This window comes from Nonomuraea sp. NPDC049625 (assembly GCF_040675285.1).
GTDB lineage: Bacteria > Actinomycetota > Actinomycetes > Streptosporangiales > Streptosporangiaceae > Nonomuraea > Nonomuraea angiospora_A.
In genome coordinates this window covers 174089-189456 of record NZ_JBFAOQ010000009.1, presented here as the reverse complement: position 1 = coordinate 189456, position 15368 = coordinate 174089, and the positions used below count along the sequence as shown (strand labels likewise).

Annotated in this window: 13 protein-coding genes and 4 tRNA genes; 10 read left to right on the top strand and 7 right to left on the bottom strand. The window is 68.6% G+C overall.

Annotated features, from left to right (window positions below; translation table 11 throughout):
* Positions 1–24 precede the first annotated feature (24 nt).
* Positions 25–1182, top strand: a complete 1158-nt coding sequence (locus AB0J87_RS35290) for a Rid family hydrolase (protein ID WP_363972219.1) — start codon at positions 25–27, stop codon at positions 1180–1182.
* Here the strand turns inward: AB0J87_RS35290 and hutH are convergent.
* From hutH to AB0J87_RS35275, 3 genes are all read right to left on the bottom strand, one after another.
* The gene (gene hutH / locus AB0J87_RS35285) at positions 1179–2729 is read right to left on the bottom strand and encodes a histidine ammonia-lyase (RefSeq protein ID WP_355198351.1); all 1551 of its coding nucleotides are present in this window, start codon (positions 2727–2729) and stop codon (positions 1179–1181) included. The genes AB0J87_RS35290 and hutH overlap by 4 nt on opposite strands.
* 23 nt (positions 2730–2752) lie before the next feature.
* Positions 2753–3460: a metalloregulator ArsR/SmtB family transcription factor gene (locus AB0J87_RS35280; RefSeq protein ID WP_355198353.1), complete on the bottom strand. Its 708-nt coding sequence runs from the start codon at positions 3458–3460 to the stop codon at positions 2753–2755.
* 124 nt (positions 3461–3584) lie between these two features.
* Positions 3585–4139, bottom strand: coding sequence for a hemerythrin domain-containing protein (locus AB0J87_RS35275; protein WP_363972217.1), 555 nt, complete (start codon positions 4137–4139; stop codon positions 3585–3587).
* Between the two features lie 111 nt (positions 4140–4250).
* Between AB0J87_RS35275 and AB0J87_RS35270 the strand changes: the two genes are divergently transcribed.
* The 5 genes from AB0J87_RS35270 (at position 4251) to AB0J87_RS35250 (ending at position 6635) form a co-directional block, all read left to right on the top strand.
* A complete protein-coding gene (locus tag AB0J87_RS35270) occupies positions 4251–5459 on the top strand; it encodes a hypothetical protein (RefSeq protein WP_363972215.1) in 1209 nt (402 codons plus the stop codon).
* Positions 5460–5590: 131 nt separating this feature from the next.
* Positions 5591–6316 carry an SDR family oxidoreductase gene (locus tag AB0J87_RS35265; protein WP_363972213.1) on the top strand — a complete coding sequence of 242 codons (726 nt, stop codon included), beginning with the start codon at positions 5591–5593 and terminating at the stop codon, positions 6314–6316.
* Between the two features lie 81 nt (positions 6317–6397).
* Positions 6398–6469 (top strand) — tRNA-Gly (locus AB0J87_RS35260).
* 15 nt (positions 6470–6484) lie between these two features.
* Positions 6485–6555, top strand: a tRNA-Cys gene (locus tag AB0J87_RS35255).
* Positions 6556–6560: 5 nt separating this feature from the next.
* Positions 6561–6635, top strand: a tRNA-Val gene (locus AB0J87_RS35250).
* A 413-nt stretch (positions 6636–7048) separates the two neighbouring features.
* Here AB0J87_RS35250 and AB0J87_RS35245 read toward each other — a convergent pair.
* Positions 7049–8392, bottom strand: a complete 1344-nt coding sequence (locus AB0J87_RS35245; RefSeq protein WP_363972211.1) for a hypothetical protein — start codon at positions 8390–8392, stop codon at positions 7049–7051.
* Between the two features lie 120 nt (positions 8393–8512).
* Between AB0J87_RS35245 and AB0J87_RS35240 the strand changes: the two genes are divergently transcribed.
* Positions 8513–9124, top strand: a complete 612-nt coding sequence (locus AB0J87_RS35240) for a DUF305 domain-containing protein (RefSeq protein ID WP_363972209.1) — start codon at positions 8513–8515, stop codon at positions 9122–9124.
* A gap of 4 nt (positions 9125–9128) precedes the next feature.
* Here AB0J87_RS35240 and AB0J87_RS35235 read toward each other — a convergent pair whose 3' ends face one another.
* Positions 9129–9545 carry an SsgA family sporulation/cell division regulator gene (locus AB0J87_RS35235; RefSeq protein WP_103958541.1) on the bottom strand — a complete coding sequence of 139 codons (417 nt, stop codon included), beginning with the start codon at positions 9543–9545 and terminating at the stop codon, positions 9129–9131.
* A 571-nt stretch (positions 9546–10116) separates the two neighbouring features.
* On the opposite strand from AB0J87_RS35235, the gene AB0J87_RS35230 reads away from it, so the two are divergent.
* Together AB0J87_RS35230 and AB0J87_RS35225 are read left to right on the top strand one after the other, a co-directional pair.
* A tRNA-Val gene (locus tag AB0J87_RS35230) sits at positions 10117–10188 on the top strand.
* 848 nt (positions 10189–11036) lie between these two features.
* On the top strand, positions 11037–11315 hold the full coding sequence (locus AB0J87_RS35225) for a hypothetical protein (protein WP_363972207.1): 279 nt from the start codon (positions 11037–11039) through the stop codon (positions 11313–11315).
* Positions 11316–11511: 196 nt separating this feature from the next.
* Here the strand turns inward: AB0J87_RS35225 and AB0J87_RS35220 are convergent, their stop codons facing one another.
* Positions 11512–12072, bottom strand: a complete 561-nt coding sequence (locus AB0J87_RS35220) for a GNAT family N-acetyltransferase (RefSeq protein WP_363972205.1) — start codon at positions 12070–12072, stop codon at positions 11512–11514.
* A 534-nt stretch (positions 12073–12606) separates the two neighbouring features.
* Here AB0J87_RS35220 and AB0J87_RS35215 point away from each other — a divergent pair.
* Entirely contained in the window at positions 12607–14217 is a 1611-nt protein-coding gene (locus tag AB0J87_RS35215) for a phospholipase A2 (protein WP_363972203.1), read from the top strand.
* A 214-nt stretch (positions 14218–14431) separates the two neighbouring features.
* On the opposite strand, the gene AB0J87_RS35210 is transcribed toward AB0J87_RS35215, so the two are convergent.
* Positions 14432–15355, bottom strand: coding sequence for a hypothetical protein (locus AB0J87_RS35210; RefSeq protein WP_363972201.1), 924 nt, complete (start codon positions 15353–15355; stop codon positions 14432–14434).
* Positions 15356–15368: the final 13 nt, after the last annotated feature.

Below are 15368 nucleotides of genomic sequence, written 5' to 3'. Positions count from 1 at the left end.
TCGCATCCAGGTTGACTGTGGCGCATGATTGCTTTTCTCGGACAGGGACGCATGGGCGTCCCCATGGCCCGGCGGCTGACCCAGGCCGGGCACAAGGTGGCGACGTGGCGGCGCGGGAGCGGCGTGACCGCGGCGGAGGCGGTGGACGGGGCCGAGCTGGTCATCACCATGCTCAGCGACCCGGCCGCGGTGCGGGAGGTGCTGACGGCGGCGCTGCCGGGGCTGCGGCCCGGCGCGACGGTGGTGGAGATGTCCACGATCGGCCCGGAGGCGGTGCGCGAGCTGCGCGCGCTGCTGCCGGCCGAGGTGGGCCTGGTGGACGCGCCGGTGCTGGGCAGCGTGGGCCCCGCGGCCGACGGCACGCTGACCGTGCTGGCCGGCGGTGACGTGTCGGGCTGCCGCGAGGTGCTGTCGGTGTTCGGGTCGGTGCGGGAGGTCGGGCCGCTGGGCGCGGGCGCGGCCATGAAGATCGCCGTCATGAACGCGATCGTGCCCGCCCAGGTGCTGCTGGCGGAGACGTTCGCGTACGGCGAGGCGCACGGCGTGGACCGTGGCGCGCTGGCCGACGTGCTGTCGGGCACCCCGCTGGGCACGCTGGCGGAGCGGCTGCGCGTGCCGTCCGCCGAGACCCGCTACTCGCTGGGGCACGCGACCAAGGACCTGGAGCTGGGAGCCTGGGAGGGCGCCTCCATGGCCGGCGCCGCCCGGGCCAGGCTGCAGGAGGCGCGGGCGGCCGGGCTGGGGGAGCGCGACCTGACGGCGATCGCCGAGCACGTCGGCGGGGGGACCACCCACCGTGCGGTGCCGCTGAACCTGTCCACGATCCCCGCCACGAACGGCCGCTACTCGCACGCCGTACGCGTCGGCGACATGCTCTACGTCTCCGGCCAGGCCGCCTTCGACGAGCAGGGGAACATCGTCGGCGAAGGATCCATGGCCGCCCAGTCCGAGCACATCTTCCAGGTGATCTCGCGCATCCTGGCCGACCAGGGGGCGGCGTTCGAGGACATCGCGTTCATCCGGACGTACGTGACGGACATGGACCAGCTCCTCGACTACGGGCGGGTCCGCGCGAAGTACATCACCGGCACGCCCCCGGCCAGCACCACCGTGGAGGTGTCCAGGTTGTTCCGGCCGGGGCTGCTGCTGGAGGTGGACCTGATCGTCGCAATCCCCGGCTAATTCAGGGGACCGGTGACCGACTCCGCCGCCGCGACCACGCCGCCCTCGGCGACCAGGCGTACGGCGGACTCGATCTCCGGCGCGAGGAACCGGTCGGGCCCGGGGGCGGGCACGGTCTCGCGCAGCGCCTTGACGACGGCCGCGGTCGCGGGCGCGGGCTCCAAAGGGGCGCGCAGGTCGAGCGCGCGGGCGGCGGTGAGCACCTCGACCGCCAGCACGCGGGTGAGCCCGTCCACCGACCTGCGCAGCTTGCGCGCCGCCGACCAGCCCATGGACACGTGGTCCTCCTGCATGGCCGAGCTGGGGATCGAGTCCACGCTGGCGGGTACGGCCAGGCGCTTCATCTCGGAGACGATGGCCGCCTGGGTGTACTGGGCGATCATGTGACCCGAGTCCACGCCGGGGTCGTGGGCCAGGAAGGCGGGCAGGCCGTGGTTGCGGGCCACGTCCAGGAACCGGTCGGTACGCCGTTCCGACATCGAGGCCAGGTCGGCGGCCACCACGGCCAGGAAGTCCAGGACGTACCCGATCGGCGCGCCGTGGAAGTTGCCGTTGGACTCGACGCGGCCGTCGGCCAGCACGGCGGGGTTGTCGACGGCGCTGGCCAGCTCCCATCCGGCAACGGTGGCGGCGTGCGCGATCGTGTCGCGGGCGGCACCGGCGACCTGGGGGGCGCAGCGCAGCGAGTAGGCGTCCTGGACGCGGGTGCAGGACTCCGGGTCGCGGTGGCTGGCCATGATGCCGGACTCGCGCAGGACCTTGGTCATGTTGGCGGCGGACAGGGCCTGGCCGGGGTGCGGCCTGAGCGCCTGCAGCTCCGGCATGAACACCCGGTCGGTGCCCAGCAGCGCCTCCACGCTCATCGCGGCGCTGACGTCGGCGGTCCTGACGAGCGCCGTGAGGTCGTGGATGGCCAGGATGAGCATGCCGAGCATGCCGTCCGTGCCGTTGATGAGCGCCAGGCCCTCCTTGGCGGCCAGCTCGACGGGGTCGATGTGGGCCTGCTTGAGCGCCTCGCCGGCGGGCTGGAGGTTCCCGGAGCCGTCGCGTACGACGCCCTCGCCCATCAGCGTGAGCGCGACGTGCGCCAGCGGCGCGAGGTCGCCCGAACAGCCGAGGCTGCCGTACTCGTGCACGACCGGCGTGATGCCCGCGCTGATCAGCGCGGCCAGGGTCTTGGCCGTGGTGGGCCTGATGCCGGTGTGGCCGGTGGCGAGCGTGTGCAGGCGCAGCAGCATGAGCGCGCGCACGACCTCGGTCTCGACCTCGGGGCCGCTGCCCGCCGCGTGGGAGCGCACCAGCGAGCGCTGGAGCTGGGCGCGCAGCGCCGGGTCGATGTGGCGGGTGGCCAGGGCTCCGAAGCCCGTCGAGATGCCGTACGCGGGCGTCGGGCTCTCGGCCAGCTCGTCCACCCGCTGGCGGGCGGCCGAGATGGCGGCCAGGGCGTCGTCGGTGAGCTGTACGGGGGCGCCGTGGCGGGCCACCCGGATGACGTCGTCGAAGGTCAAGGGCTCGGGGCCGACGTTCACGACCTCGTTGTCGCGCATGGGGCGTTCTCTCTCGCTGCTCGCTAGGTAACCGGCGTACCCGATGTTAGCTCCTTACTTGGGAACAATGCGGACAGCCCCTCCCTGCCCTCGTCGGTGAGGACCACCGCTCTGGGCACCTTGCCGCGCCGGTACCAGTCCCGTTCGAACAGCACCTCGGTGATCGCCGCCCCCAGCGCCCCGCCCAGATGCGACCTGCGCTCGGTCCAGTCCAGGCACTCGGGCGCGAACCGCCTCCTCGACCTGCGCGCGCCGTCCACGTCCACGCCGATGCCGGCCAGCAGCCGCTCTCCCGCCTCGGTCAGGTCCTGCGCAGCGTAGTAGCCGCCCTCGGCGAGCCGGTCGAGCAGCCCCACCCCGGCGCGTCCCGCGAGGTGGTCGTAGCAGGTGCGGGCCTCCTCCAGCATCCTGGCCTGCCTGGACTGGCGCAGGGACCGTACGGGCGGGCGGGCGCTGACCCTGGCCAGCACCTCCAGCACCTCGGCCACGTCGTGCCCGGCCAGGCGGTAGTAGCGGTGGCGGCCCTGGCGTACGACGTCGACCAGCCGCCCGTCGAGCAGCCTGGACAGGTGGGCGCTCGCCGTGGCGGCGCTGACCCCGGCCACCCTGGCCAGCTCTCCCGCCGCCAGGGCCCGCCCGTCGAGGAGGGCGGTCAGCATGGCCGCCCTGGTCGGGTCCGCGATGAGCGCGGCGACGGGCGCTATGTCGGCGTCGCGAGCGATGTACTCCATGCGTACGACGCTAGTACGGCGACATTTCGACGCGCGTCGAAGGGTCACGCCGCGCTTGCCGAGCACCTTGCGACGTGCGTCGAGGGTCGGCCGCGCTCGCCGCCTCGCGACGTGCGCAGAAAGGTCAGCCGCGTTTGCCGAGCGCCTTGCGGATCAGGTCCCGTGCCCGCTCCATCAGCGCGATCGGCGTGCCCACCAGGACGTTCTTGGTGGCGCTCTCCGTGCCGGGGTGCGGGCGCTGCGGGGCGAGGCTCTCGGCCGCCCGCACCGCCGCGGCCATGGCCCGCCGCTCGACCGCGGAGGTCTTCGCGCGCAGCTTGACGAACTCGTACCGTTCCTCGCTGCGGGCGTGCGCCGCCACGGCCAGGCGCAGCTCACCGAGCCGCTCCCAGAACTGCGGATGGTCCACTCCGCCCTTGTGAAGGTCGAGGAGGAGCTGTTTGGCGCGGTTCTCCTCGGTCAGGCGGTCGCCCACGACGCCCTGCCCGTTGTCGAGCTTCCTGCGCGCGTACGGATGGACGATCTCCTCCTCGGCGGTCTCGTGCACGGACAACATCCGCGTGAGACGGTCGAAGGCCTCCTCCACCTTGTCCGGCGGCGCCTGCTCCACCTCGTCGAACAGGTCCCTGATCTGGCTGTGCTGGATCACCAGCAAATCGATGACATCTTGTTCACCCACGCCCGCGCCCTACCCGAGCCTCCGGCGGACACGCGCTTCCTTACCGAACGCAGGCCGTCAGAGGACCGAAAGCGGAGGTTGCCGCATTTCGCCCCGGGTAAGCGCAGCGACATGGCCTTCGACCCACTGCAGGAGCGGGGTATCCCGCTGGACGACCAGCTGCGCCACTGGAACGAGCTGAACGTCACGCCGATCGACCCCGACCACACCGACCCCTACACGCGCTGCCGCATCATCACCATGAACGCGATCGAGACGGAGGCGATCCTCTTCAGCCACCAGCTCGCCCGCCACTGTCCCGACACCGAGATCAGGCAGCAACTGGCGCGGGTGCGCTACATCGAGGCGCAGCAGCAGAAAGTGGTCAACTGGCTGCTGTCGGGGCTGTCGTCGGTGCTGGAGACCACGATCGCCTACGAGCAGGCGGCGGTGGACCTGACGGCGTGGGCGGCGCGGCTGGAGCCGGACGACTATCTGAAGCAGGCCTACCAGTTCGGCCTGCTGGAGCACCTCGACCACCTCTACCGGTACGCGAACCTGTACGAGATGATCGAGCACCGCGCGGCCGAGAAGATCGTGGGCCGGGTGACCGAGGTGATGCCGGGGCGGCCGACGCACCTGCAGCACCGGGATCCGGTGGACAACGTGCGCGAGCCGTACGACCGGGGGACGACGGAGCCGCTGTCGCGGCTGCACGCGCTGACCGTCATGGCGGTCGAGCAGCAGATCATGAACTTCTCCATGAACGCCGGCCCCATGTGCCTGGAGCCCGCGGCCCGCCGGCTCTACCAGGAGATCGGGCTGGTGGAGGAGGGGCACCTCACCCACTACGAGTCGCTGGCCGACGGGGGCGAGAGCTGGTGGGAGCGGCTGCTCAACCACGAGTACAACGAGTGCTACCTGTACTACTCGTGCATGGAGACCGAGTCGGATCCCCGGGTGAAGGGCATCTGGGAGCTGCACCTCAACATGGAGCTGGAGCACCTGCGGCTGGCGGCCGAGCTGTTCCGGCGGTTCGACGGGCGCGATCCCGACCAGGTGCTGGCCCAGGCGTGCCCGCCGCCGATGACGTTCGAGCCGAACAAGGCCTACCTCCGCGACCTGCTCGCCACCCAGGCCGACCGCACGACGCTGGGCACCGGGTACGTGCTGGAGGAGCACGAGCGGTTCCGGAGGATGCGGCAGGCGCTGGCGGACGGGGAACGGCCGCCTTCCGAACGCGTCATCGAGGGCAACCGCGCCGTTTCCGGCCGGGACTACCGCCTGGAGACGGAGGCACCGTACTCGACGGGCGTGTCCGGCGGCCCGCGAGGCCGCTAGAACCCGTCCTACGGCGCTCACGTCACCAGCGCTCGTCACCAGTGCTCGTCACCAGTGCTCGTCACCAGTGCTCGTCACCAGTGCTCGTCACCAGTGCTCGTCACCAGGGCCCGTCGCTAGAGTCGGGTCTCATGACAGCAGTCGCCCTCATGACCGGCGCGTCGCGCGGCCTCGGTGCCGTGATCGCGCGCCGGCTGGCCGCCGACGGCCTGGCCGTCGCCGTCAACTACAGCCGGGACACCGCCGGAGCCACGAAGGTGGTGGACGAGATCCGCGCCGCGGGCGGCGTCGCGGAGGCGTTCGCCGCCGACGTCACGCACGGGCCCGACGTGTCGTCCCTGGTGGCCGACGTCGCCGAGCGCCTGGGCCCGGTCCACGTCCTGGTGGTCAACGCGACCGGCCCGCAGCCGTCCATCGCACTGGAGGACCTCACCTGGCAGGCGCAACTCGACCAGCTCGAGTTCTTCGTCAAGAGCCCGACACTGCTGGTGCAGGCGGTACTGCCGGGCATGAAGGAACACGGCGGCGGACGCGTCATCCAGATCGGTTCGGACATCGTGGACCGCAAGCTTCCCAGCATGTCCGCCTACATCGCGGCAAAGAGCGCCCAGCACGCCATGACCGAGGTCTGGGCCCGCGAGCTGGGCCCGTACGGCATCACGGTCAACGTCGTCGCCCCCGGCTGGATCCCGGTGGAACGGCATGCGGGCCTCGACGAGAGCGGTTACCTCGCGGAGGTGCCTCTGGGCCGCATGGGCACACCTGATGACGTCGCGGCGGCCGTCTCGTTCCTCACCTCGGAGGGCGGCGCGTTCGTCACGGGCCAGCGCATCACCGTCAACGGGGGCCACACGTGACCTGCGTGAGCGTAATCCAGTTTGGGTACTCGGCCAGGATTCGCTAGAGTTCTCTCGTCGCCCCGGTTAAACGGGGCGGATGCGGAAGTGGCTCAGTGGTAGAGCATCACCTTGCCAAGGTGAGGGTCGCGGGTTCGAATCCCGTCTTCCGCTCGGAGCTTCCGGCTCGGTGGCGTGGCCGAGAGGCGAGGCAGCGGCCTGCAAAGCCGTCCACACGGGTTCAAATCCCGTCGCCACCTCACAAGGACGATTAGCTCAGCGGGAGAGCGCTTCCCTGACACGGAAGAGGTCACTGGTTCAATCCCAGTATCGTCCACCATGCTGAAAGCCCCAGCCCACGGCACTCGCCGGGACTGGGGCTTCTTGCTGTGCGGACCTGACCAGACAACTCCCGCCAGCACCCAACCGCCTTCACCAAGTGCCGACCGACCGCTCTGCCACCCTCGCCCGGCGGGCGACCGCCCAGCCCACCGCCCTAACGGGGGAGCGCGCCTGCCACCCTCACCCGGCGGCGACCGCCCAGCCCGCCACCCTCACGCGGTAGCGACCGAGCAGCCCGCCACCTCCACCTGACGGCGACCGACCAGCCCGCCACCGCCACCCGGCCCGGTGCCGGGCCGAACGCCCGTCACTCTCACCCGCTGAGTTGCCCCAGGGCCGGGTGAGCCGCGCCCCAGCCTGAATAGGCCGGGGCACGACCCGGAATGGCGGCCGGCCGGCCAGCCCTCAGCCTCAGTACGACTTCTGAGTCTGGACGTTGAAATCGTCCATCTTGACCTTCTTGGCCGGATCGGTGAGGGGATCGTTGATCTCCAGGACGTCCAGCCCCTCCATGATGTCGCTGGAGTAGATGTACCCGTTGTAGTAATACGCCGACCAGGACCCGGCGATGCCACCGCCCGGGAACGGCCCGCGTTCGAAGAAGCCGATCTCCTTGGGGTTGGCCGAGTCGGTGAAGTCCCAGACCGACACCCCGCCCTGGTACCACGACTGCACCATGACGTCCTTGCCCGGAACCGGGATCAGGGAGCCGTTGTGGGCCACGCAGTTCTCGTTCTCCTGCTGATTCCGGGGGATCTTGAAGTATCCGCGCCGCTCCAGCTTGCCGTTCACGATGTCGTACACGGCGTCCGCGCCCTTAGTGCGCGGCGTGTTGCTGTCGCACGTGGCCTGGCCGCCGCCGCCCAGCTCGTCGCTGAACACGACCTTCGTGGCATCGTTGTTGAACGTCGCCGAGTGCCAGATCTGGAAGTTCTCCGTGTCGGTGATCTGCTGGAGGACCTTCGGATTGACCGGGTCGGAGATGTCGAGGAGCACGCCGTCGCCGAAGCAGGCGGCCGCGGCCAGCTTCTTCTCGGGGTACGCGGTGATGTCGTGGCAGCCGGAGGCGAGATCGGAGTGCTGCCGCTCAGGGAAGATATCCGGCTTCGCCACGATTTTTGCTGACTGAGGCGACTTTGTGGGGATCTCTACGATCTGGATGAGTTCGTGGGGCGGGGGGCAGGTCTTCGACTCGGGCTCGGGGCCGGGCGAGGAGACGTACACGTAGAGCGTTTCCCCGGCGGGGACCATCGTGTGCGTGTGCGAGCCGCAGTCGGTCCTGACCGCGCTGAGGTACTTGGGGCTCTTCTTGTCGCTGATGTCGAAGATCCGCAACCCCTCCCAGTCGCGGCTGTCCTCGCTGGAGTCGCACCCTTCGCCGCTGCGCGGCTCGTCGATCGACAGGATGAGCAGGTCGCCGTACACCGAGACGTCGTTCTGCTGGGCCGGGCAGGACACCGTGCTCACCAGCTGAGGTTTGGTCGGGTTGCTGATGTCGTAGATCGCGAACCCGCCGAAGTTTCCCACGAACGCGTAATCGCCCTGGAACGCCAGGTCCGTGTTGATGTCGTCCCGGCCGTTCAGTGGAGCGGGCCGGCGCATCTGGGCGACGAGCTTGACGTTGTCGCTCGTCATCACGTCACCGGTGGGGGACGGCTTGCCGGCTGGAGCGCTGGTCTCCTGCGTGGAGGTGTCGGGCGTTGAGGCCCCGGACGCCGTCTGCCCCGCCGCGCAGGCGGAGGTTAACAGCAGCACCGTACACAACAACGCTCCGCGCAACTTGGCAGAGATCAACGCGCATTCCCCTTTGTCTCGTAGTTCACTATGGAAGCTATGCCAGTGGGTACGCGCACGCGTGCGGTCTTCATCACAGTTGTGACCACAATCGCCCTTGCCGCCTGCTCTCAGGAGCCCGCCGGTCCTTCCCCCGTGGGCACGGGGGCGCCGGTGATCGTGCCGGGGAATCCGGGGGCCCCGGGCCGTACCGCGACGCCGGGGGAGCGGGTCGGGCAGACGCCCAGACCGACGGTGGCCTCGGACGTGCGCTTCGCCGAGGCCATGATCCCCCACCACCGCCAGGCCCTGGAGATGACCTCACTGGTGAACGACCGTACGACCACGGAGACCATCCGCGCGTTCGCCCGCCAGATCACCGCCGCCCAGACCCCGGAGATCAAGGCCATGACGGGCTGGCTGGCCGAGCTCGGCCGCTCCGCCCCGGACGGTCACACGCACACCCAGGCGGCGGGGTACGGCATGGCGACGCCAGAGGAGCTGAACGCGCTGCGCGCCACGAAGGGAGCGGCCTTCGACCGCATGTTCCTGCAGCTGATGACCAGGCACCACGAGGGAGCGGTCAAGATGGCGGGGGAGGAGCTGGCCACCGGCCGGGACCAGCGCATGCGATTGATGGCGAAGGACGTGTACTCGGGTCAGAGCATCGAGGTCGCCCGCATGCGCAAAGTCCTGGAAACGCTGCCTGGCTAGGGTGTCAGGAGGGCCAGAGCATGTTGGTCAGCTCGGCGTCGAGGTCCATGTAGTCCGTCTCACGGCCCGCGGGGACCTTCTCGTACGTACGGTGGAGGAACTCGGTGAGCGGGGCCAGCGGCACCTCGAAGAGCGCCTGCCCGAACGGGGACGTGAGACTGATGTGCAGCGTGCGCTCGCCATCGGCACGCGCGGGCCACACCTGCACGTCGCCGTCGCCGACACGCCTCACGATGCCCACAGTGAGCAGTTCGCGAGCAAAGATCCACTCGACCGGCTCGTCATTCCCCACGTGGAAGGCCATGCGTATGGCGTAAGGATCGTCGGCTGTGTAACTCAGTCCGGCGAGCAGGGGGACGGTAGTACGGTCGGGGACCACAAGCCGAAGGCCAAGCTCGGCGGAGACGGTGGTGCTGTTCATCGTCAGCCAAACCTTTTCGTCGTAGGTCCCCTCTTCGGGGCTTTCACTGCTCTGACGGACTTCGTCCTGAGCTATGACGCGGAACGAAGAAACCTGTAGGAAAGATTCCGCTCCAGGGGCCTTCTGTAACGCACATCACAGCTGGACATTTAGGCATCTACCAGGCTAAACGTGATCAAATCGGGTCGTATTTACGAGGGTTTTGCGTGTTGTGGAGCCTGTCCCGCCGCGCCGACCATGAACGTTTCTCACCAAAAGATCGCGATCGGTGCCTTACGGAACAGGACGATGGTATGCCACCGACCCACCCCGCCGGTGGGCAACCGCCGCGTTTCACCTGAATCCCTCCCACGGCCCCGTCGTCGTCACCCCGGAACCTCCCCCGATCCTCCCCGGAGCAACCCCAGAGCAACCGCGGAGCCACCTGCGAACCACCTCGCATCCACCTCGCATCCACCTCGCATCCACCCCGCATCCACCCCGGACCCACCGCCCGGTCGCTTCGCTTCGCCAGCAGGTGCCAGAGTGCGGTATGGTTTTCCCCGTCGGCACCGCAAGGAGCCAACAGGGCGGGCGATTAGCTCAGCGGGAGAGCGCTTCGTTCACACCGAAGAGGTCACTGGTTCGATCCCAGTATCGCCCACCGAGATCAAGGGCCACATCCCAACATGGGAGTGGCCCTTTTGATCTTCCAGGTGACTCACTGAGTGACTGCCCCGTTCCACGGTCGTCACTGGGGAAGGTCCGATCCGTGACGATCGCGCCGTTCTGGTGCACGGGTGTGATCTGAAGACGGTAGACCTTCTCGGTGACTGCCGGCCCTCCGGTATGCCTGATCAACCGGGCATGTTCTCGATCGGGACGCCGTCCGCTGACAACAGCGAGACGAAGCTGTGTTGCATCTCCCGGGGTGTCCAATCGGCACCGACCAGACCGGCTCGGACGATCACTCGCCGCACTCCCGACGGACGTTGCCTGCGCTTATCTTGGTGCCGTTTCGGGTGGTGAACACCAGGTGAGCCTGACCGTCCCGGCCCGGCACGTTTCCACGGCTGCTCTGATGCTCCCATGGAGCGACCAAGGCTGAACACTGTGGTGAGGGAGTCAAGGCGGCCCCGAAGGGGCCGCACGCGCCCCCGAAGGGGCCGCACGCGCCGCGGTCTCGGCACGCCGCCGCCTCCGGTTGGCGCTCCCGGCAGACGGCTAAAGCACCGCCCGGCTGGCGCTGATGAGCTGAGGGGCCGCCGCCCTTAACTCCATCACGACCCCGACACCGGCACGCGTCCGGGCAGGTCCGCGGCTGGCCCGCTGCCTCCGTGGGTGGGACGACGGCAGACGGGCAGGCCAAGAAACGGGTCATGTGCCACTGAATTTGGCCCGGTTAGTGTCAACGACACCTTGACGCTCTGCCGTAGCGCAAAGAGCCGGGCTCGGCTCCGCGTCTCTCGCTGATCGATGGAATGGCAGGCGAGGGATCTACACTCGCTCGCTATGACGCGATTATTCGATCGTATGGGTCTCTTTTCTCTGATCGTCGCCTGCCTCGCCATGTTCGCCGGTGGCCCGCTGAGAGCGAAGTGGGGGGCGCCGAACTGGACGGTGCTGGCTCTCGGGATCATTGCGGTAGCGCTGGCATGGCCTGGGGTGCGAAGGAAGGCCACGATCTCCACGGTGTCCAACCGCAGCATGTCAGTGGCGGGACTGGTGCTGGGGACGATGGCGATCGGCCTCGGCACACTGCTGCTGGCGCTGGACATCCTTTGGCCGTGATTGGCTGAGAGCCTGAAAAGGAGCCAGGTTGGGAGCCACGTGAGGTGAACCAACATGAGCGAGCCTGAACTCGATTGACCGGCCCGACCTCACCGGTGCGCGGGAGGAAACCGGCCACGAGTGGCAGGTGACGGGCTGGGAAACACCTGAAATCCTGGGTCTCCTGGTCTGAGGGCCGCTGGGTTGGATGCTGAGATCAGCTTTGGAACAGGGACAGGGGAGCGGTGCAGAGGGTCTGTTCGGCGCCGAACGCCTCGTACGTACTGATGGGGCGGAAGCCGAGGCGGGCGGCGAGTTTCAGAGATCGCTTGTTCGCGGTCTGGGTGGCGAGCACGACCGGCTGGTCGGGGAGTTCGCCGGCCGCGGTGCGCAATGCGGCCGTTGCGGCCTCGAACGCGAACCCCGCGCCCCATGCGCTGCGCCGCAGTAGATAGCCCAGTTCCAGTTCCTCGCCATCCTCGGTGACATGCCTGGGGCGGTCGGTCGGCCGGTGGGCGAGCATCAATGTTCCGATAAGTCGGTTCGTCGTGTTGTCGGCGATGACATAGTTGCCAGGGCTGGATGTCGCGTCGGCGGTCATGGCTGCGTCGAAGTGCTGCTCGACGTCACTCCGAGGCCGGGGACCACCGAGGTAGGCCTGAACCTCGGGATCGGTCATGAGCTCGATGAATTCTTCACGGTCGGCAGCGTGTGCTTTGCGAAGCAGGAGTCGTTCCGAAGGGATTTCCGTGGCAGATAGCGTCCGCAATTGGCTCATAGGCCCAGGATCCTAGAACACGGGACCGGCGATGGTGGCCTTGTCCGGGGCTGCCGCACTCGCCCATGACCGTGGCGTTGACGCGCACCTGCCGGCCTCCAGGACGTTGCCACCGGTTCGCATTGTGCGCATCAGTCAGCGGGGGCCCGGTGGTAATGGCTGGGAATCCGACGATGTTGCTCTCGACCTGCCGAGGCGCCTCGGAGGCAGATGATCTACGAGTTGTTCGCGAGGGGCTTCGGTGGCCATGGCGTCGCGGCGGTCGGATTTGACGCGATCTTGTATTCGCGAATTACTGAATGCGCCTTCGGGTCATTATTGTCGACGGCTCCACAGTGTCGCCATAAGCTCGCCATAAATTCGCCATGGAGCCCATCGACCTGCATGAATGCGTGAATGAATCGCATCCAAGACATAGCTTCACAGGCGATTTGAACATTGTTCCATGGAATTGTCTAGCTCTTGCCAGGTGATTTACCGACCCTTACTCTCCAGGTGATCAAATCACTTTCTCCTTTCACCTGGAGGCACCCCTTGCGCCGATTAGCGCTCCCCGTCGCCGTCTCGGCGATGCTCCTCCCCTTCCTCTTCCCGGACGTGGTCTCCGCCGCCGCGCTCGACGACCCACCACCGGCGAACGTTCAGGAGATCGGCCCCGGCCAGTACTCCTCGGACACCAAGACCTTCAAGCTCACCGAGCTGGACGTGTCCGCGGGCGCGATCAGCCGCAGGCACGGCGTGGTGCTGGCCGCCGACGATCTGGCCAGGCCGCAGTCCGCTCCGGCGACCCGGCCCGAGCTGGGCGTCTTCGGGCCGGGCTGGCAGGCCGAGTTCGCCGGCGGAGAGATCAACCGGAAACTCGAGAACCAGAACGGCACCATCGTCGTCACGGAGCTCGATGAGGGGACGTCGACCAGCTATCCCCTGAAGAGCAGCGTCTCCTTCCCCGACGGCGGCGGCGTCCAGACATACGAGGCCGCCGGCGGGTCCAAGATCACCGAGACCACCAAGTGGGACGCCGTCATCGGGGCGATGCGTACCACGACGGTCGAGACGCTCGTGACGGATCCGGGCCCCGTGGAGGCGGGCGACGACACCTTCGCCACCGCCGACGGCACCCCCATCAGCACCGGCGACCTCCAGCTCACCTACACCTGGGCCCGGCCGGCCGGGGCGCCGAGCGCCGATCCCTGGCGGGTGACCGATGTGGGCAGCACCGCCTTCGGCAAGTCCACGATCGCCTACGACGCCCAGGGCCGCGTCAGCGCGGTGAAGGAGCCGGCCGGCGCCGCGACCCCCGCAACCGTCACCAGGTTCACCTACGCCACGGCCACCACGGCCACCGGCACCTCCAACGGCGACTACACGGGCCGGCTCAAGGAGATCGCGGTCACCTACGGAACCGAGGCGCCGCAGATCGAGGCGAGCTACGCCTACGACCTGAACGGCCTGCTGCGCACCGCGAGCGATCCCAGCGTCGGCGCCGTCCAGGGGACCTACGCCTACGACTCGGTGGGGCGCCTGTCGTCGATCGAGTCCGTCACCAGCGGCGGCTGGCAGCTGTCGTTCCCGGCAGGCGTCGCCGCTCCCCAGGTGGTCGCCACCGGCACGGACATGCCGGCCAACGGCGGGCCGACCGAGGGCGCGGCCGGGCTCGACGACCCGAACGCCACCGAGCCGCCGGCCAGTGACTTCCTGCCGGACGGCGTGGATCCCCCGCAGTCCTACCCGAAGAAGTGCAACACTGCCGTCACCTGGATGTGGTACACGAAGTCGGGCTGCTCGGCCTGGGCATGGCACGGCGGCAAATGGCGGAAGCCCGACTGGAAGCGGACCGCCAGCGGCTTCAAGGTCCGGGGCATCTACTACGACCACTGCACGAAGTCTCCGGACAAGCCCCACAATTTCGATATGCGACCGGCCTGTGACTCCCACGACTACGGGTACGGCCTGATCGCCAACCAGAAGAAGAAGTACAAGTACTACCTCGACAACACGCGTACGCGAAAGCTGGACGTGGACAACCGGTTCTACATCACCATGCGCGACAAGGTATGCGGGGGTTACTTCATCCTGGTGCGGCCCGACTGCAGGGCATGGGCATGGACGTACTACCAGTTCGTCAAGAAGTACGGCAACCCGTGAGAACGGCCTGAGCTCGGAGTTCCTTCGGCGGTGCATGAAGTCGGTTGCACCTGGGGGCGCACAGGCGGGGCCGGCCGGTCGCGATGTCGACGGCGTGGCCATGTAGGGGAGGGCGGCGATCGGGTGATGGTCGCCCTCTCCTTGTCCTGCCAGGCGGTGGTGGAGGGAGAACAGCGGAGCTCGTCTCCACGCCCAGGCGATTACGGCGCGTTCCTCACTTGCGGCGCTCGGGGGCGCTGAGGACGTCGGCGAGGTCGTCCACCGCGAGTCCCCGGCCCGGCTTCGCCTGGGGCGCGGTGATCGTCATGGGCTTGTCCCAGTTCCGGTACTGCGTGGCCAGGTGCCCCCGCAGGATCCGGTCGTGTCCGAGCCCCGGGACCTCGGGCCGCGGGTGCGCGTAGAAGCGCCAGCCGACCCGGTACGGCCATCCGCGGTCGTCGTACATGTACGTCCATGTCACCTCAGACGTCCCGAGGGTCGCGGTCCCCGCCGCCTCGCGGAAGCTGGGGGAGACGCGATAGAGCTCCTTGAGCTTGATCGTCCCGGTCAGGTTGTAGATCCGCTGCTTGCGGCCGGTGGTGTGATCCGTGGTCCAGGGCCCGACGGTCTTGCGGGTCTTGGTGGCCAGCAGCTTGCGCAGTGTGGCCGGCTCCAGGACGTTGATGAACTGGTCGCCGTACGCGGCCGCGGCGCCGCTGGCCCGGCCGGTGCGCACCCAGGTCTTCGCCCGCGGCGCGAGCTGGTACTGCCAGCCGCCCACGCTGATGGTGCGCAGCGTCCCCACCGTGGCGAGCACGCCGGCGAAGTAAGGGTCCTTGGGCGCCTCCTCCACCATCAGCTCCTTGCTGCTCACGCTGAGCTGCCGGGTGTGCTCCGAGGCGATCACGCCGGCCCGGCCCAGCTTGACCTTGCTGGTTCCGCGCAGTCCCATGCCGCTTCCGATGAAGGTTCGCCGGCCGTTCAGCTGCACCTCCTTGGACAGGTCCGTGGAGGCCTGGCCGTAGAACTCGGCCGTCGCGCCGGCGCCGCGGACGAGCAGCGAACGCAGGGCCGCCACCGGGTCGGGTTCGGCTGTCTGGGCGTGGGCGGTGGTGGGAGCGGCGGTGACAAGGGCCAAGGTGACGATGAGGGGGTGCATGTCGTACATCCAG